General features: G+C 65.8%; 16 protein-coding genes and 1 tRNA gene. 11 read left to right on the forward strand and 6 right to left on the reverse strand.

Going from position 1 to position 18,266, the window contains the following annotated elements; translation table 11 throughout:
- Nucleotides 1-434: 434 nt before the first annotated feature.
- On the forward strand, nucleotides 435-1,307 hold the full coding sequence (locus tag ACS8YF_RS11165; RefSeq protein ID WP_440850299.1) for a mechanosensitive ion channel family protein: 873 nt from the start codon (nucleotides 435-437) through the stop codon (nucleotides 1,305-1,307).
- 64 nt (nucleotides 1,308-1,371) lie between these two features.
- Nucleotides 1,372-1,689 carry a DUF1244 domain-containing protein gene (locus tag ACS8YF_RS11170; protein ID WP_440850300.1) on the forward strand — a complete coding sequence of 106 codons (318 nt, stop codon included), beginning with the start codon at nucleotides 1,372-1,374 and terminating at the stop codon, nucleotides 1,687-1,689.
- Nucleotides 1,690-1,843: 154 nt separating this feature from the next.
- On the opposite strand, the gene ACS8YF_RS11175 is transcribed toward ACS8YF_RS11170, so the two are convergent.
- The 3 genes from ACS8YF_RS11175 to ACS8YF_RS11185 all read right to left on the reverse strand — a co-directional run bounded on the left by ACS8YF_RS11175 (nucleotide 1,844) and on the right by ACS8YF_RS11185 (nucleotide 5,150).
- On the reverse strand, nucleotides 1,844-3,304 hold the full coding sequence (locus ACS8YF_RS11175; RefSeq protein ID WP_440850301.1) for a sensor domain-containing diguanylate cyclase: 1,461 nt from the start codon (nucleotides 3,302-3,304) through the stop codon (nucleotides 1,844-1,846).
- A 306-nt stretch (nucleotides 3,305-3,610) separates the two neighbouring features.
- Nucleotides 3,611-4,579, reverse strand: a complete 969-nt coding sequence (locus ACS8YF_RS11180) for a rhodanese-like domain-containing protein (protein ID WP_440850302.1) — start codon at nucleotides 4,577-4,579, stop codon at nucleotides 3,611-3,613.
- 484 nt (nucleotides 4,580-5,063) lie between these two features.
- A tRNA-Leu gene (locus ACS8YF_RS11185) sits at nucleotides 5,064-5,150 on the reverse strand.
- 118 nt (nucleotides 5,151-5,268) lie between these two features.
- Between ACS8YF_RS11185 and rnr the strand changes: the two genes are divergently transcribed.
- The 8 genes from rnr to alr all read left to right on the forward strand — a co-directional run bounded on the left by rnr (nucleotide 5,269) and on the right by alr (nucleotide 13,089).
- Complete coding sequence (gene rnr, locus ACS8YF_RS11190; protein WP_440850303.1) at nucleotides 5,269-7,539, forward strand: ribonuclease R; 2,271 nt, start codon at nucleotides 5,269-5,271, stop codon at nucleotides 7,537-7,539.
- A 45-nt stretch (nucleotides 7,540-7,584) separates the two neighbouring features.
- Nucleotides 7,585-8,325 carry an OmpA family protein gene (locus ACS8YF_RS11195; protein WP_440850304.1) on the forward strand — a complete coding sequence of 247 codons (741 nt, stop codon included), beginning with the start codon at nucleotides 7,585-7,587 and terminating at the stop codon, nucleotides 8,323-8,325.
- A gap of 72 nt (nucleotides 8,326-8,397) precedes the next feature.
- On the forward strand, nucleotides 8,398-9,144 hold the full coding sequence (rlmB, locus tag ACS8YF_RS11200; RefSeq protein WP_440850305.1) for a 23S rRNA (guanosine(2251)-2'-O)-methyltransferase RlmB: 747 nt from the start codon (nucleotides 8,398-8,400) through the stop codon (nucleotides 9,142-9,144).
- Nucleotides 9,145-9,263: 119 nt separating this feature from the next.
- Entirely contained in the window at nucleotides 9,264-9,635 is a 372-nt protein-coding gene (rpsF, locus tag ACS8YF_RS11205) for a 30S ribosomal protein S6 (RefSeq protein WP_109994937.1), read from the forward strand.
- Nucleotides 9,636-9,647: 12 nt separating this feature from the next.
- Nucleotides 9,648-9,878, forward strand: a complete 231-nt coding sequence (gene rpsR / locus ACS8YF_RS11210) for a 30S ribosomal protein S18 (RefSeq protein ID WP_006914321.1) — start codon at nucleotides 9,648-9,650, stop codon at nucleotides 9,876-9,878.
- 12 nt (nucleotides 9,879-9,890) lie between these two features.
- Nucleotides 9,891-10,496, forward strand: coding sequence for a 50S ribosomal protein L9 (gene rplI / locus ACS8YF_RS11215; protein ID WP_440850306.1), 606 nt, complete (start codon nucleotides 9,891-9,893; stop codon nucleotides 10,494-10,496).
- Between the two features lie 110 nt (nucleotides 10,497-10,606).
- Complete coding sequence (gene dnaB / locus ACS8YF_RS11220; protein WP_440850307.1) at nucleotides 10,607-11,962, forward strand: replicative DNA helicase; 1,356 nt, start codon at nucleotides 10,607-10,609, stop codon at nucleotides 11,960-11,962.
- 2 nt (nucleotides 11,963-11,964) lie between these two features.
- Entirely contained in the window at nucleotides 11,965-13,089 is a 1,125-nt protein-coding gene (gene alr, locus ACS8YF_RS11225; protein WP_440850308.1) for an alanine racemase, read from the forward strand.
- Here the strand turns inward: alr and ACS8YF_RS11230 are convergent, their stop codons facing one another.
- Complete coding sequence (locus ACS8YF_RS11230; protein WP_440850309.1) at nucleotides 13,090-14,031, reverse strand: alpha/beta hydrolase; 942 nt, start codon at nucleotides 14,029-14,031, stop codon at nucleotides 13,090-13,092.
- 114 nt (nucleotides 14,032-14,145) lie between these two features.
- On the opposite strand from ACS8YF_RS11230, the gene radA reads away from it, so the two are divergent.
- Nucleotides 14,146-15,519, forward strand: coding sequence for a DNA repair protein RadA (gene radA / locus ACS8YF_RS11235; RefSeq protein ID WP_440850310.1), 1,374 nt, complete (start codon nucleotides 14,146-14,148; stop codon nucleotides 15,517-15,519).
- 450 nt (nucleotides 15,520-15,969) lie between these two features.
- On the opposite strand, the gene ACS8YF_RS11240 is transcribed toward radA, so the two are convergent.
- Nucleotides 15,970-17,277, reverse strand: coding sequence for an HlyC/CorC family transporter (locus ACS8YF_RS11240; protein ID WP_440850311.1), 1,308 nt, complete (start codon nucleotides 17,275-17,277; stop codon nucleotides 15,970-15,972).
- A gap of 52 nt (nucleotides 17,278-17,329) precedes the next feature.
- On the reverse strand, nucleotides 17,330-18,136 hold the full coding sequence (locus ACS8YF_RS11245) for a cytochrome C assembly family protein (protein ID WP_440850312.1): 807 nt from the start codon (nucleotides 18,134-18,136) through the stop codon (nucleotides 17,330-17,332).
- Nucleotides 18,137-18,266: the final 130 nt, after the last annotated feature.

Here is an 18,266-nt window from a genome sequence, read left to right on the forward strand (position 1 = left end):
TGTCGACGGACTGCGGCCCGCGGCAGAACGATCACAGCCGGCTGACCGCCGGTGGCATGCCGGTCGGGCCGGATCGGGATGATCTGGCCAGGCGCGACCGGCAGGGCAGGACGCCGCCGGCGTCCGTGGCTGAATGCGGGCACGCGGGCCGGTGTTGTCCGATGTGCACGAAAATATCGGCTACGATAGCGAGCCGGCGATGGTCAGCGCGATGAGGCCGGCCGGTGCTGTTCGTCGCAGATAGGCTCGGGTTCGCGATCCAGGCGGCCGGCCCCGTGCAGGCGCTCAACCAGGCGCCGGCCGCCTTCGAGCATCTTGATGTCGTATACGGTGGACGCGTTTACGCGGGCGATCGGACGCGCTCGTGCGGTCGGCGCGTCGGCCTGAAAGGCGTTTTGTTGTATCCGCAGTGTCCGCCGGGGTGATACGAAACCATGCTCATTGCTTATCTTGCGGGTAGCACGCGCACGCTGATCGCCGTGTCCGTGATTCTACTGCTCACCGTACTCGTGACCGGCATCGTGCGGTTTCTGGCCACGCGGGCGATTCGCCACGCTAGCCAGCACGACCACTACGATCCGACCAGCCTGCTGTTCGCCAAGCGCATCGTATCCGGCGGGCTGTACGTGGTGGGTATCGGCTGTGCGCTGGCCCAGATTCCGAAGTTGGAGGTGCTGGGCCATTCGATGCTGGCCGGCGCCGGCGTACTCACCCTGGTGGCGGGCCTGGCATCGCAGCAGGTTTTGAGCAACATCATGAGCGGTGTGCTGATCGTGATATTCAAGCCGTTCCGGTTGCACGATCGCATCACGGTGAACGGCATGACCGGTACCGTTGAGGACATGAACCTGCGCCAGATCGTCCTTTGCGACCCGGAAAACAATCGTATCGTGATCCCTAATGCCGTCGTGAGCGGCAATGCGCTGGTGAATTCGCATCATACTGATCCCCGGGTATGCACGCCGATCGAGATCGGCATCGGCTACGCCAGCGACATTGATACCGCGCTGGCGATCATGATTGCCGAGGTGGCGGGCCATCGATTGCATATCGATGCCCGCACGCCGGCGCAGGTCCAGGCCGGTGAGCCGCCGGTGGTCGCCCGCGTGACCGCACTCGGCGATTCAGCAGTCATGCTCAAGGTCTGGCCTTGGGCGAACGACCCGGCTACGGGCTTCGTGATGCGCTGCGATCTGTTGAAAAGCATCAAGCAGCGCTTCGATGCCGAAGGGGTGGAAATACCATTTCCGCAGCGTACGATCAGCTATCGCGAGCCGCCCGCGCCGGCCGCTTCGCGCTCGATATAGTGTCGCGGCGGCGCCGGACGGCGCCCGCACGCGCATGCCTTCAGCCAACCGATGAGGTGTTTTCGTGGACGAACAGACCCGTATTGAAGTCGAGGCCGCGGCGTTCCGCGATCTGATCGCGCATCTGGGCCAGCGAACCGACGTGCAGAATATCGATCTGATGAATCTGGCCGGCTTCTGCCGCAACTGTCTGGCGAAATGGTATCGCGCCGAAGCCGAGCGACGGGGCGTGGCCATGGACTACGAGCAGGCGCGCGAACGGGTCTACGGCATGCCCTACACCGAGTGGAAGGACCGCTACCAGCTTGAGGCGAGCGCCGAACAGAAGGCGCGGTTCGAGTCGAGCGCTTCGCGTCACGCCGATACCCGCGGCGGCCGGTAGGCGCGTGCCGGGCCACGACCGGCCGGCCTGCTCGGCGATCGCTTTATCGCCCCGGCGTGCGTACTGGCCTGCTCATCATGCGCCTGTCGAACCGGCGGTTGCGCGCGATGCCGGCGCCGTGCGCGCACGCGGGTCGCGTTGATCGCGGTATCGGTCACGAAGCGGTCGGCCCGCCGTTGCCCCGACGCGCCTTTTTTTCCCGATACATTAATCGATCGGCCCGGGCCACGAGATCGGCGACCGATTCCTGGCGATCCTGCTGGACGGCAATGCCGATGCTGGGGCCGGGATAGTCGATATCGATGCCATTGAGGCGAAACTGCCCGGCCAGCCGCGCCGCCAGCCGTTGCCGCATGGGCTCGGCGTCGTCCGCGGCATCGAGATGCGCAAGCACCACAAACTCGTCACCGCCGTAACGGGCACAGGTCTCATCGGTGCGCGTGGCCTCGGCAAGACGTCGTCCGAAATCGATCAGGAAGCGATCGCCCATGTCGTGCCCGTGCCGATCATTGAGTGCCTTGAACCCGTCGAGGTCGATGAACACCACGCAGGCATGCCCGCCGCGCCGACGCACCACGGCATCGAGCCGATCCGAGTCGCGCTCCAGACAGCGGCGATTCGGCAGGCCGGTCAGGGGGTCGCAAAGGCTTTGTCGCTCGAGTGCCTCGTAGGCGCGCCGCAAATGGGTATCCAGATGCTCGCGCGTGGCGAGCAGCGACAGATGCAGTGTGAGGCCCTGCATGGCCTGGCGCATGGTGTGATCATCGAACACGGTGTCGCGCATGCGGATCAACAGCCCGCCACGAAAATCGCCTTCATACAGCGCGCTGGCCAACCCGACACTGTCGCAGTCCGGGCCGATGAACGTCTCGGTGTCACAGGCCGCCCAGTTCCAGGTGCCGCGGCGCCACCAGCCCGCGCCGTCGGTGGTGTGATCCCCGTGGCAGCACCGTCGCGCCCAGTCGCACATGGCTTCGGCCGTCGGCGCCGCGACATCGGCCGGGATGATGACGTCGATCTCGGCGCCCGGCTCGAGCGCCCGCAAACGCACCGCGCTCTGGTGCAGGGCGGGCTCGAGTATGCGGGCGCGCGAACAGATGTGGCCAATGTCCGACAGGGCAGCGAACAGGGTCGCGGTACGTTCGGCCGCGCGGGCACGGCTCCATTCCAATGCGGCGGCGCGTTCGCGCCCGATCTGGTCGGCCAGCAGCCGTGCGAACATTGTCATCACATCGAGAACCTGTGCCGGCACCTCGTGCGACTCGGCGCTGATCCCGCAGAGTGTGCCGAGTACGTCGTCGCCGAGACGCACCGGCGTGCTGACATAGGTCTTGATGCCGAGTTCGCGCGCCGCGGCAGAATCGGGCCAGCGCCGCGGCACGTTGGTTTCCAGGCGAATGCCCTCGTCCAGGGCGCGGCGACACAGCGTATCCCGCCAGGGCAGATTGAACCCCTCGGTGACCCGGTTTTGACCGTGGTTGTGGGCGAAGCGGATCCGTTGTCGCTGCTGCGCCCAGTCGATTTCGGTGAGATAGACCGAGTCCAGGCCGCTGATGCGTTGCAGCAGATCGAGCAACGGGCGACAGAGTGCTTCCAGACTGTCCGACCCGGTCATCGGGGGGTCCAAGCGTTCGGCCGTCGACTGGACCGATCGTCGTAAGGCAGTGGGTCGCCCGGCCATTTCCAATCCTTTTCTGTGCGTATATTCCCGTCGGACCGGTTGCCGTTTCACGCCGTCGGTGCGGCGCGCGTGAAGTGACAACAATATGATTGTAAACGGTGCCCGGCCTGGCGGCGGCAACGATCAAGCCGTAGGAGCCTGACGCTTGCGGTGTTTTTTCGCCGTGTGTGGAAGCGCACGACGCCCGGGCGGACGGGCTTCAGCGCGGCAACGTGGCGCCGCGAGAGCCGGCCACAGGCGCTAATGCGCGGGGTCGGGCTGCACGGCGCAGGCGCGAACGGGCTCGGTGGTACCGACGCTTTCCTGCCAGGCCTCGAACCCGCCCAGCAAGGCGTAGGTATTGTGATAGCCGGCGGCCTGCAGCCTGAGTGCGACCAGGGCCGCCGATACTTCGTTGGGACAGGCGCAGAACACCACGATCGGGGTGTCGGCGTCGGTGTTGCCCGGCATGGACCGCCCGACCGGCGCATCCAGTGGAATCGGGATGGCGCCGGGAATGGAGTGCGCCACCACGCTGGGCTCGCGCACATCCACGATCCGCAGCTGCGGCGTGTCGGCCTGCATCGCCCGCAACTCATCGATATTCACGCGCGGGATCAGACGGCTTTGTTGCAGGAACCGGTGCCGTCGCCACACCTTCCACCCAATGAATACAAACAGCGCCGCGGCGATGATGAAAGCCCCCTGGATCACATAGGTCTCAAGCCATGCCAGGGTCGCCAGGATGGCGCGCTGGAAGATGATGCCCAGCACGAGCCCGGAGCTCACCCAGACCGCGGAGCCGATGCCGTCGAACAACAGGAACGTCAGATACCGGGTGCGCGTTGCCCCGGCCATGAGTGTGCACAAGGCCCCCAGCCCGGGCACGATCTTGGCCACGATCAGCAGCTTCGGCCCGACGCGCAGGTAAAGATTGCGGTTTTTTCGGATGCAGGTATCCGGCTCGAGCGACACGCGGCATACCTGCGCCATTGACCAGTGCCCGTAACGACGGCCGACGCCGTACCAGAGGCTGTCGGCCAGCTCACAGGCGATCATGGCGACCAGCCAGACCACCGCCAGATAGCCGGCATCGCCGAACGTCGGTGACGCCAGCGATCCGGCCACGAGCAACGCCGGGTAGGAAGGCACCGGCACGCCCATCTGCTCGGCGAACACATTCACAAACAGCAACGCCAGCGCGCCCTGGGTCGGATCGCCGTGGTTCATGACAAGGTTCCGGTCGGCCGGGTGATCATCGGCACGGCGTCCGCAGGAGTGATAGCGCTGAAGTGCGTGCAAACCGGCCCGATTCAAGGGCCGGCTTGCCCGCCGGCCGCGGCATGGGCGAGCGCGCGTTCGGGTCGGTGGCGGCGCCACACTGCCGGCGCCGGATTCAGAAGGCCGTACTCGACGATCAAGGGGGGCATGGGCGCGTGCACGTTGTCGTTGGCCGGCAACGCCGGAAATCGAGATCGGTCTTGGCGTACGTGCACCCCCGGGCAACATCGGGCGGCGATGGGGCGGGTTGCGGGGCGGAAGCTACGAGCCGTGGGCAGGCGCAAGCGATCCGCGCGGCGCGATCTGCCGGGCAGGCTATCGCTACCGTTATCGGCCGCCGCCGACCGCGACACGCAAGGCGCGCCCGAGACGTCGGCCGTAAACGCCAGGCAAAAGAAAAGCCGCTGAAAAATCAGCGGCTTGATCTTGTGTCTGGTGCCGAGGAGAGGACTTGAACCTCCACGAGCGTTAGCTCACTAGCACCTGAAGCTAGCGCGTCTACCAATTCCGCCACCTCGGCTGAGGAGCGCGTAATTTAGGCGCCGTGTCGGGGTTTGTCAATAACGATTTCTGCGGTTGGGCCTTTGCGGTATCGTGGGCGCTTATGGAGATATATTTTGAGTGAAAAGAAACGCCCCGTGAACGATTGGCGCGACCGCGATCCGCAGTTCTCGGCCGAGCAGGGCAGCTACGCCCAGCCCGTGCCCAGCCGACAGCTCGTACTGGATGACCTGGCCACGGAAGGCCGGCCGATGACGCGTGCCGAGCTCACCGACTACTACGCCCTGGTCGGTGATGCCGCCGAGGCATTCGATCACCGTCTGCGCGCCATGCTGCGCGACGGCCAGCTGCTGGAAAACCGCCGCGGCGCGCTCGGGCCGATCGACAAGATGGACCTGGTGCGGGGCCGCGTTCAGGGGCATCGCGATGGCTTCGGCTTTCTCATCCCCGACGATGCCGAAGGCGACGACGTGTTCCTGAGCCCCCGCCAGATGCGTCAGGTGATGCATGGCGACCGTGCCGTGGTGCATGTGACCGGGCGGGACGCGCGCGGCCGGCGCGAAGGCCGGGTCGCCGAGGTGCTCGAACGGGCGAACGACACCGTCATCGGGCGATTCGTCGAAGACAATGGCATGTATCACGTGGTGCCGGACAATGCGCGCATCGGCCACGAAATTCGCGTGCCGGCCAAGGCCCGTGGGGACGCGCAGAACGAGCAGATCGTGACCGTGCGTATCACGCAGCCGCCGTCCAAGCGCGGCCAGCCGGTGGGTGAAGTGGTCGAGGTGCTGGGCGATCGCATGGCGCCGGGCATGGAGATCGACATTGCCATCCGGTCGCACGGGATTCCCCATGAATGGCCGTCGGAAGCGCTCGAACAGGCGCGTGCCTGCGGCGACCAAGTGGCCGAGGCGGACAAGAAGGGGCGTGTCGACCTGCGCGATCAGCCGTTCGTGACGATCGATGGCGCCGATGCACGCGATTTCGACGATGCGGTCTACGCCCGCAAGACCCAGCGCGGCTTCAAGCTCTGGGTCGCGATCGCGGACGTCTCGCATTATGTCGACAAGGATTCGGCGCTTGATGCCGAAGCCCAGCGCCGGGCGACCTCCGTGTATTTCCCGGATCATGTCGTGCCGATGCTGCCCGAGGCGCTGTCCAACGGGTTGTGTTCGCTGAATCCGGAGGTGGACCGGCTGGCCGTGGTGTGCGAGATGCGGCTGGATCGCGCCGGCCAGCTGAAGTCGTCGAAATTCTATTCGGCGGTGATCCGATCCCACGCGCGCCTGCTGTACGAACAGGTCGCCGATTGGCTGGACAACCCGGAGAACCTGCCGTCGCGTTATCGGGATTTGAAGAAGCCGCTGAACGATCTGCACGGGCTTTACGAGTCGATGTTGCAGCAGCGGCGCGAACGGGGGGCGATCGAGTTCGAGACCCAGGCCACGCGCATCATCTTCAACGAAGATCGCAAGATCGCGCGCATCGTGCCGGCCGAGCGCAATGTCGCGCACCGTATTATCGAGGAGTGCATGATCGCGGCCAACGTGGCCACGGCAACCTATCTCACGAAGAAGAAGATGCCGCTGCCGTATCGTGTACACGCCGGCCCGGCGGCCGGCGCGCTCGACGATCTGCGCTCGTTTCTGGCCGAACGCGGCCTGGCGTTGCCGGGCGGCAATGACCCGGATGCTGCGGATTACGCCCGCCTGCTCGAACAGGTGCAGGGCCGTCCGGACAGGCACCTCATCCAGACGGTGATGCTGCGCAGTCTGCAGCGCGCGGTTTATTCGCCGCACAACGACGGCCACTTCGGGCTGGCGCTCGAATACTATGCGCACTTCACGTCGCCGATTCGGCGCTATCCGGATCTGCTGGTTCATCGTGCGATCAAGCACCTGGAAAAGCGCGGCACGCCGAAGAACTTCGATTACGATCTGGCGGCCATGGAGCGGCTGGGCCAGATCTGTTCCGAGGCCGAGCAGCGCGCGGACGATGCAACCCGCGATGTCGACGATTGGCTCAAGTGCGAATACATGCGCGATTCGCTTGGCCAGACATTCGACGGCACCGTGACCGGCGTCACCGGTTTCGGCCTGTTCGTCGAACTCGACGGCATTTCCGCCACCGGCCTGGTGCATGTATCGTCGTTATCGAGCGACTTCTATCATTTCGATGCCCAGTCGCGCTGCCTGCGCGGCGAACGCTCGGGGCGGGTCTATCGCCTGGCCGACAAGATGAAGGTCAAGGTCGCCCGCGTCGACCTGGACGAGCGCAAGATCGATTTCGAACCGGTCGACCGCGATGACGACCAGCCCGCGGGCGGTCGCAGCCGCAAGAAATCGCCGCGCGGTGGAAACGGCGGGGCTAAATCGCGGTCGAACAAGCGTCGACCGAAACGCTCCTGATCGTTGGGCCGCCGCTTCCTGTCAATTTGTATTGGAAATACCGTCATGTCGCGCCACAAGAGTTCTATTGTCATTGCCCTGGCCGTTGCCGCGGCGCTGGGTCTGAGTGCCTGTGCCAACAATCCGAATCGCCGTGCCGAGATCGGCGGCGGTATCGGTGCCGTCGCGGGTGGCTTGCTCGGGTCCCAGCTCGGTGACAGTTCGGGTACGAATGCGGCGATCGGCGCCGCGTTGGGCGCATTGGCGGGCGGCGGCATCGGCCATTACATGGATAAGCAGCAGCAGGAACTGAACAAGAAGCTGGCCGCTCAGAGGGCGCGCAACGAGCTCAATATCCAACGGTTGAACCAGGACACGCTCAAGATCGGCGTGGCCAGCGATGCATCGTTCGCCGTCGACAGCGCCACCCTGAATCCGAACGCACAGAACACCTTCAACAGCATTGCCAGTGTGCTCAAGAACTATAAAAAGACCGCGATCCATGTGGTCGGGTTCACCGACAGCACCGGTAGCAAGCAGCACAACCTCAAGCTGTCCAAGGAACGTGCCGATGCGGTCGCACAGTTTCTGGAAAGCCGCGGCGTGAACTCGCAGCGCGTACTGACCTGGGCGCGCGGCGAGTCCGAGCCGGTGGCATCGAATGCCACAGCCGCGGGCCGGGCCAAGAATCGACGCGTGGCGATCGTGATCAAGCCGATCGTCAAGGGCAACGAAAAGGCCGCCTTCAGCGCGCCGCCGGATCTTGGCAATCCCAGGTATGAAAACACCGGCAATGGCAACGGCTGATTCGGCCGGGCAGGGTATCGCACAGCCCGGCGCTGCCGGGCTTTTTTAATGGATGCAGGCGAGACTGGACCGATGAGCGAGCAGCCCACGGACAACGAATGGATTGGCGGCTTTCACGCCGTGGTCTCGGCTCTGGAATCCGGCCGGCCGATACGCCGGCTGTGGCTTGCCGAAGGCCGGCGCAGCGGTCGCGCCGAAGAACTGGCAGCGCGCGCCGTCGCTCTCGATGTTCCGGTCGACACCGCGCCCATGTCACGGCTGGACGGATGGTTGCCGGACGTACGCCACCAGGGCTGCGTGGCCGAGGTGGCACCGCCGCGCGAATATCGGGAATCCGAGCTGCCGGGCTTGCTGCGTGGCGCGGGCAATCCCTGGGTTCTGGCACTCGACCAGGTTCAGGACCCGCACAACCTCGGGGCCTGTCTGCGCAGCGCGGCCGCGGCCGGTGTGACCGCGGTGATTGCACCACGCAAACGGGCGGCGGGGCTCACGGCGTCCGTACGCAAGGTGGCGGCCGGGGCCGCCGAGCGGGTGCCGTTCGTGCCGGTCACGAATTTGTCGCGGGCGCTCAAGCGGCTGCAGGACGAGGGCTTTTGGGTGGTGGGTCTCGATGGTACGGCGGATACATCGCTCTACGAAGCCGATTTGCCGAGCCCGGTGGTGTGGGTGGCCGGCGGCGAAGCCAAGGGTATTCGCGAGCTGACTGCTAGACACTGCGACCTTCTCGTTGCCATCCCCATGGCGGCCGGTATGGAAAGCCTGAACGTGTCGGTGGCCACCGGGGTTGCGTTGTTCGAGACCGTACGCCGGCGTCGTTAGCGGCGGTTGACATTGCATGTGCCCGGGCAAGCGACTACAATCGCGCGCCTCGCGGCCGACGGGTCGCGATTCCTTGCTCCACGGCGACCGCCGGGGGCTTTCAACCGAAAGGACACATCATGCGACATTATGAAATCGTGTTCCTGGTCCACCCGGACCAGAGCGAACAGGTGCCGGCCATGGTGGAGAAGTACCGCGGCGTCGTCGAAAACGACGGCGGCAAGGTGCATCGCCACGAGGACTGGGGCCGCCGCCAGCTGGCCTATCCGATCACCAAGATCCACAAGGCGCACTACGTGCTGCTGAACGTGGAATGCTCGCAGTCCGCGCGCGAGGAACTGGAAGACCTGTTCCGGTTCAACGACGCCGTGCTGCGTCATCTTGTCATCGCCCGTCACAAGGCCGACGTCGATCCGTCCCCCTTGGCCAAGAACGCCGAGAAGTCGGACGATCGCAAGTCCGAGGACCGCAAGGCCCCGGCCGCCAGCTAAAGGAGCACACCCATGGCCCGTTTTTTCCGCCGTCGCCGTTTCTGCAAGTTCACTGCTGAAGGTGTCGAGGAGATCGATTACAAGGACATCGAGACCCTCAAGCAGTACGTCACCGAAACCGGCAAGATCGTACCCAGCCGTATCACCGGCACCGCGGCGCGTTATCAGCGTCAGTTGTCGACCGCGGTCAAGCGTGCGCGATTCCTCGCGCTGCTGCCGTACACCGACCGTCATTCGTCGTAAGGAGGCGCTCAAGTGGACGTCATTCTGCTACAGAAAATCCGCAATCTGGGCGACCTCGGCGACACCGTCTCGGTGCGTGCCGGCTACGGCCGCAACTATCTCTTCCCGCGGGGCATGGCCCTGCCGGCGACCGGGAACAACCTGGCCGTGTTCGAAGAGCGCCGGGCCGAGTTGCAGGCAGCCTCGCAGGAGCGCGAGGATCGCGCCAAGCTGCGGGCCAATCAGTTGCGCAACAAGAGCTTCACGATCGCCATGCGCGCCAGTGATGAAGGCAAGCTGTTCGGCTCGGTCGGCCCGCAGGAGATTGCGCATGTCGCCGCCGAGGAAGGCCACGAGCTGGATCCGCGCGAGGTCACGCTGACCGAGGGCACCATCCGTCAGGTCGGCTACTACAATGCCGAGCTGACGCTGCACGCCGAAGTGGTCTGCGAAATCGAGATCGTGGTCGCGCAGCAGACCGATATGGGCATCAACATGCCCACGCGCATCAGCGAGAACACCGAAGAAGACGCCACGGCCGAAGAGGTCGAGGGCGAGCGCGTCGAGGATGCCGGCGAGCCGGCCGATGCCTCGGCCAGCGAGGCCGATGCGCCGATCGGAGAGCGCGAAGAGCCGTAAATCAACGGTTCTGCCGATCGCGATGAACGCCGCCTTCGGGCGGCGTTTTTTTTGGCTCGCGGCTTGCGTAAACTGCGCGAGCCGCCCGTACCCACGAACGCCACGCGCCCATGGCCGAAGCCAAGCTGCCCCCGCATTCCATCGAAGCCGAACAATCGGTGATCGGCGGTTTGCTGCTGTCCGAAAAAGCCTGGGACGACATCGCCGGGACGATCAGCGAAAACGATTTCTATCGCGAGGATCACCGACTCCTGTACCGCGGCCTGGCGGATCTGGCCGACACCAACCAGCCGCGCGACCTGGTCACGCTGACCGAATGGCTGCGTAACAACGGCCTGCTCGACAAGGCCGGCGGCGCGACCTATATCGGTAATCTCGCGGCGGATATTCCCAGCGCGGCGAACATCAAGGCCTATGCCGAGATCGTGCGCGAGCGCTCGGTCATGCGCCAGCTCATCCGCGCGGGCGACACCATCACCTCGACCGCGTTCGAGCCGGCCGGCCAGACCGCCGAGGAAGTGCTGGGCGTCGCCGAGCAGGAAATCTTCAAGATCGCCGAACAGGGTCGCAAGGGCAGCGAAGGCCCGCAGGGGCTCAATTCGCTGCTGACCAAGGCGGTCAATCGCATCGAGGAGCTGGTGGCTCACGAGGGCTCGTTCTCGGGGGTGCCGACCGGGCTGATCGAATTCGACAAGATGACCAACGGGCTGCAGGCTGCGGACCTGCTGATCCTGGCCGGGCGCCCGTCCATGGGCAAGACGTCGCTGGCGATGAACATCGTCGAGAACATCGCCATCAAGGAGAAGGTGCCGGTTGCGGTGTTCTCGCTGGAAATGCCGGCGGAACAGCTTGTGATCCGCATGATCTCGTCCTGGGGCCGGGTGGATCAGACCCGGCTGCGTTCCGGCCGGTTGACCGAGGACGACTGGCCCAAGATCACGTCCGCCATCGGCATCATGAACGAGAACGCCCGCCTGTTCATCGATGATTCCGCCGGACTGTCGCCGTCCGAGATGCGCGCCCGCGCGCGTCGCCTGAAACGTGAGCACGATATCGGTCTGGTCGTGGTCGATTATCTGCAGCTCATGCAGGTGCCGGGCACCAAGGAAAACCGCACCAACGAGATTTCCGAAATCTCGCGACAGCTCAAGGCCATGGCCAAGGAGCTCAATGTGCCGGTGATCGCGTTGTCACAGCTCAACCGCCAGGTCGAGCAGCGCGACAACAAGCGCCCGCGCATGTCCGACCTGCGCGAATCCGGCGGCATCGAGCAGGACGCGGACGTCATCATGTTCGTGTACCGCGACGAGGTCTATAACGAGAACACCGAGGACAAGGGCGTGGCCGAGATCATCATCGGCAAGCAGCGCAACGGCCCGCTCGGCACGGCACGCACGGCCTTCCTGTCGCATCTCACGCGGTTCGAGAACCTGCAGGAACATTACGACGACGACTTCATGGACTAGCGATGTCTTATTCGCCTTTCATACCGCGTTCGCCGGTGTCGCGCCGATCGGGGGGGCGGCTGATGCGGGCGCTGGCGACCATCGATCGCGCCGCGCTGGCGCATAACCTGGAACGCGTGCGCGCGCTGGCGCCGGACCGCGCGGTGTACGCCGCGGTCAAGGCCGATGGCTACGGTCATGGCGCGACGACGGTTGCGAACGCGCTCGCGGCGGCCGACGGCTTCGCGGTGTCGAGCCTGGACGAGGCGATGCAACTGCGCTGGAGCGGGATCACCCAGCCGATCATGACGTTATCGCAGCCGCTGGATGTCGATGCCTGCGCGCTCGCGGCCGCACACGACGTGCGGCCCGTGGTCTTCGATCGCACGCATCTGACGGCGTTGGCCGATTATGTCGGCCCGGTATTGTCGGTCTGGATCAAGCTGGACTCCGGCATGCACCGGCTCGGCTTCGCCCCCGGCGAGGCGGCGGCAGTCGCCGCGCACCTGCGGGCGTTGCGCCATGTGCGTTGCGTGGGCTGGCTGACCCACCTCGGCTGTGCCGATGACCCGTCGAACCCGATGACCGAGCGCCAGCTTGCGGCGTTCGCCCACGGCACGGCCGAACTCGACGGCCAGCGTTCGATTGCCAATTCCGCTGGTGTGCTGGCCTGGCCGGCCGCGCATGCCGACGTCGTGCGCCCGGGCATCATGCTGTACGGCAGCTCGCCCATGGTCGATGCCACGGCCGCCGATCACGACCTGCGGCCGGCCATGCATCTGACCGCGCCGATCATCAGCCGGCGCCGCGTGGTGGCGGGTGAGCCGATCGGCTACGGTGCCACCTGGCGAGCGCCGGAGGACATGGACGTCGGGGTGATCGGTATCGGCTACGGCGATGGCTATCCGCGCCATGCCCCGTCCGGCACGCCCGTGCTCGTGCGCGGGCTGCGGGCGGCGCTGGTCGGCCGGGTGTCGATGGACATGATCACGGTCGACCTGCGCGCGGTGCCCGAGGCCGGCGTGGGCGAGCGCGTCACGCTCTGGGGCCCGGGGCTGCCTGCGGACGAGGTCGCGGCGGCCGCCGGCACCATTGCCTACGAATTGTTTTGCCGGCTGACCGCGCGTGTGAGCGTCGAGATCGTCTGATCAGGCATCGGTGGCCGGGGCTTCGCGGCGGCGCGCTGCCAGCGCGCGCCGGAAGAATGCCAGCTGGTCGCTGCTGGACTGGCGAAAGCCGGCGCCGCGATAGATATCGAAATGGCCGATGCGATAGTGGCGCTCGATGATGTGGTCGCCGCCGCGGGCCGCGGCCGCGGTGGCGGCGGCGGGCGGTGCCACCGTGTCCTGGTCACAGATCTGGATCAGCGTGGGGCAACGCAAACGGCCGACCTTGCGGCCGGGCCGATACAGCGCCAGCGTGAGCAGCGTGCGGGCACTCATTTCATTGCGCCAGTCCGCCGGGGCAATCGCCCGGTAACCCTCGTAGGCATCCTCGGTGGCCATGGCCGCCAGCCCGCCCGCGCGCGCCACCAGTGGAATCCGGTAAGGCTCGGCGCCGGCGAGATTGGCCAGGCTGTCGCGCAGGCCCGCCACGATCAGGCGCAGCATGTGCCGCAGGCCATGGCGGCGCAGCACGTTAAAAACCGCAGCGCGGCCGTCCATCATCGGGCCCTGGGCGCTGATGGCGGCAACCCGTTTGTCGGCGGCGCCTGCCGCGATCACATGGCCGCCGGAGAACGACGTACCCCACAGTGCAACGCGGTCGGCGTCCACGCCCGCGACTTCGCGCACGGCGGCGATCGCCGCGGCCCAGTCGGCCAGCTGTGCAGAAACCGACAGCAGCTGGCGCGGACGGCCGCCGCTGGCACCGAAATAGCGATAGTCGAAAACGAGCACGGCAAAGCCGGCGTTGGCGAAGGTGGCGGCGTAGGGTTCCAGGCCGGCGTCGCGGGTGCCGCCCAGGCCGTGGGCCATGACGATGGCCGGCACGCCGGCCGGGGCCTCCATCGACTCGTTCTGTGCCGGATAGAACCAGGCCCGGCAGGTTGTGCCGCGGCTGTCAAATTCGAAATCCTCGCGATCCACCATGGTCGAGCGCTGTACTCCCGGTTGTTGTCGCGCCTAGTATGCCCGTTTGCCCACGCTGTGTTGATGCTCGCGCCGGTGCGCGAGCCCGACCGAACCAGCCCCGAGCGACGCCCGATGGCCAAGAGCAAAACTGTTTTCGTTTGCGATCAGTGCGGTTCGACCCAGCCCAAATGGTCCGGCCAGTGTCCGGACTGCGGTGCCTGGAATACGCTCACCGAAAGCGTGCCCGCGGCGCCTTCGAGGCCTGGCGTGGCCGCGCCGCCGGTATCGTTCGGCGATACCACGCCGCAGGTACACAAACTCAACGCGATCAAGCCGCGTGAGACCCCGCGCACGCCGACGGGACTGTCCGAACTCGATCGCGTACTCGGCGGCGGCCTGGTGCCGGGTTCGGTGATTCTGATCGGCGGCGATCCCGGCATCGGCAAGTCCACGCTGCTGCTCCAGGTGCTGGCCCAGCTGTCGGCCGATATCCCGGCGCTCTACGACACCGGCGAGGAGTCCCTCGAGCAGGTCCAATTGCGCGCCCAGCGCCTCGGCGTGGCGGATGCGGATCTGTCGGTGCTGGCCGAGACCTGTGTCGAGCGCGTGCTGGCGCTGGCCAAGCCGCAGGCGCCGCGCCTGTTGGTGATCGATTCGATCCAGACAGTGTTTTCCCAGGCCTTGTCGTCGGCGCCGGGCAGCGTGTCCCAGGTGCGCGAGTCGGCGTCCATGCTGGTGCGTTTCGCCAAGGCCACCGGCACCGCGCTGATCATCGTCGGCCACGTGACCAAGGAAGGCACCATTGCCGGGCCGCGCGTGCTCGAGCACATGGTCGATACCGTGTTGTATTTCGAGGCCGAGGCGTCGTCGCGTTTTCGCGTCATCCGGGCGGTGAAGAATCGCTTTGGTGCGGTCAACGAGCTCGGTGTATTCGCCATGTCCGGCGCCGGCCTGAAGCAGGTGACCAATCCCAGCGCGATCTTCCTGTCGCGCCACGAGACCGCGGTGCCGGGCAGCGCGGTGATGGTCACGCGTGAAGGTTCGCGACCGATGCTGGTCGAGGTGCAGGCGCTGGTGGATGGCTCGCAGCTGCACAATCCGCGCCGCGTGGCGCTCGGTCCCGATTCGCAGCGTCTGGCGATGCTGCTCGCGGTGCTGCATCGTCACGGCGGCATCGCACTGGGCGATCAGGACGTGTTCGTCAACGTGGTCGGCGGCATGCGGGTGACCGAGACGGCGGCGGATCTCGCCGTGGTGCTGGCGGCACTCTCGAGCTTTCGCGACAAGGCGCTCGGCGAAAAGCTGATCATCTTCGGCGAGATCGGCCTGGCCGGCGAGATCCGGCCGGTGCCGGGCGGCGAGGATCGATTGCGTGAAGCCGCCAAACACGGGTTCACGCGCGCGATCGTGCCCAAGGCCAATGCGCCGCGCTCGCGCCGCGTGGGCGAACTCGAGGTGATCCCGGTGGCGCGGCTCGGCGAGGCGATCGAGGCCGTGACTGGCTGAACCTCGCCCGAGCTGCGCATTGTCTCCATTTCGGCCGGAATACCAGGGCGTGTCGTCACGAGAGACGCCGCGAGAGTGCGTTTAAGGCATTTTTCCGCAGATCAACACAGATCTACGCAGATGGGGCGGTGAGCCGCTCGGGCGTATGAGTTCGATCCGTGGCGCAATGAGCGCCTCAAATCCGCCACGCCGGGAAAGTACATCCGCATCGGTGTGAATCAGCGTCGATCTGCGGACGGATTTTGTTCGCTAAGCGAAGCCCGAGAGCAGAACGGTGCCTGCCGCGTCGCAGGCTGAAAGTTGACCTGGCCGACTGCACCGCCACACGGTCGGTGGCGTCCAAGGCGGATGACGCTTCGCTAAGCCGACGGACATGACGCGCCCGTCTTCAAGTTTTGAAACGCGCTCCAAGCCGCTCGTTTGCGAGCCGGCTTGGAGCGCGACTCGGGATCAGGCGTTACCGCCCTCGGTCTCCGTTGCCGGCTTGGTCCGGCGTGGCTTGCGGCGCGGCGGCTGGATGCGCACGGTCTGGATCAGGTTGGCGCTGGTTTCGGTGATCTCGAACACATACTTGCCGATCTTCACGCGGGTGCCGGCGGTGGGGATGGTTTCGGTCTGCTCGGTGATCAGGCCGTTGATCGTGCGCGGCCCGTCGACCGGCAGCTTCCAGCCGAGGGCGCGATTGAGCGCGCGGATCGAAACCGTGCCGTCGACCCGATAGCTGTTCTCGCCGTCCATGGTGACGTTTTTCACACGCGTGAGCGGGTCGGTGGTGAATTCGCCGACGATCTCCTCGAGAATGTCTTCCAGCGTGGCCAGGCCCTGGATATCGCCGTATTCGTCCACGACGAAGCCGATCCGGCGTTTCTGATTCTGGAAATTGAGCAGCTGCTGGTTGAGCGGCGTGCTCTCCGGGATGAAGTAGGGCGCGCTCGCCAGCGAGACCAGCGAATCCTGATCCAGTTCGTCATTCGTGATCAGTGCCAGCAGGCGACGCATGTGCACGATGCCCTTGATTTCGTCGATCGAGCCGTCGAACAGCGGCAGCCGCGTGTGCTGGTTGTGCACCAGCTGTTCCAGGATCTCGGGCCAGGGCTTGCTGATGTCGATGCCAATGATCTCGTTGCGCGGCACCATGATGTCCTCGACGGTGGCATTCTCCATGTCGAGGATCGACAGCAGCATCTTCTGGTGTCGGCGCGGAATCATGGCGCCGGCTTCGGTGACCACGGTGCGCAGCTCTTCCGACGACAGCGAGTGTCCGGCGGCGTCTTCCGGCGAGACGCGCAACAGCCGGAGCACGCCGCGCCCGGCCGAGTTGAACAGATAGACCAGCGGCCAGAGCACCTTGAGCAGCGGCTTGTAGACATAGGCCGCCGGATAGGCGATGCGCTCCGGATACAGCGCCGACAAGGTCTTGGGCGTGACCTCGGAGAACACCAGGACCACGATGGTCAGCGCGATGGTCGACAAGACCACGCCGAAATCACCGTACAGGCGGATGCCGATCACCGTCGCCAGCGACGAGGCGATGATGTTGACCAGGTTGTTGCCGAGCAGAATGAGCCCGATCAGCTTGTCCGGCGCTTCCAGCATTTCGGCCGCGCGCCTGGCGCCGCCATGGCCACTCTTGGCCATGTGTTTCATGCGATAGCGATTGACGGTCATCAGCCCGGTTTCGGAGCCGGAGAAGAATGCCGACAGAACCAGCATCAGGATGAGGATGCCGAATAGCACCCACAGGGGGATTGCGTCCAACAGCTACGGGCTCGTGATCAAATGAAGGGGCCGGGCGGCTCGTACGCGACAGCTACCACCAATGTTCGCCCAGAATCAGCTCGAGCACCAACTTGCTGCCGAAATACGCCAGCACCAGCACCACATAACCGATCATCACGCCGCGTACCGCGACCCGCCCGCGCCAGCCGTAACGCCAGCGCCCGAACAGCAGAATGGCGAACACCAGCCAGGCCGCGACCGACAGCACCGCCTTGTGCGCCAGGTGCTGTTCGAACAGGTGGCTGATGAACAGCGCGCCCGTGGCGATTGCCAGGCTGAGCATGAAAAAGCCCGCGCCGATCAGGCGGAACAGCAGCGTCTCCATCGTCTGCAATGGCGGCAGCGTGGTAAAAAGCCCCGACGGCGGATGCTGGCGCAGCTGGCGATGCTGCAGCGACAGCACCGCCGCCTGTACCGCGCCCAGTGTGAGCAGGCCGTAGGCCAGCATGGACAGCACGATATGGATTTGCAGCGGCCAGCTCAGCGGCTCATGGGCGCCGTTCGGGTCCGGCACGAGCAGGCCGGCGATCGCGCACAGGCCGGCCACCGGATACATCACCAGCCCCAGGGCACCGATCGAGCGCTTGAGCGAGAACAGCCAAAGCAGCAGCGCGGCCTGCCAGGCGAACAATGACAGCGCGGAGCCCACGCCGATGATCATCGCGCCGGTATGCAACGTCATGTGCACCAGCGCGATGACATGCATCACCAGGCCCAGGCCCGCGAGCAGGGTCACGCGCGGGTAAGGCGCGCCCGCCGCATGATGCTGGTAGACGGCGTAGGTCGCGGCGGCATAGGCGGCCGCGGCAAGCAGCACTTCGATGACGACGAATGTCATCGGGGGAGGGGTGAGGGTAATCTCATGCGTCGTATTCTGCCGTATTTCCGGCGCGGGCTGCTGACGTTCGCGGCATCGGGGGCGCAGGCGGGGCCGGTCGGGTGCGGGCGCACCGCCGCGCGTACCCGCT

It is taken from the genome of Salinisphaera sp. SWV1 (assembly GCF_052044155.1).
Lineage (GTDB): Bacteria > Pseudomonadota > Gammaproteobacteria > Nevskiales > Salinisphaeraceae > Salinisphaera.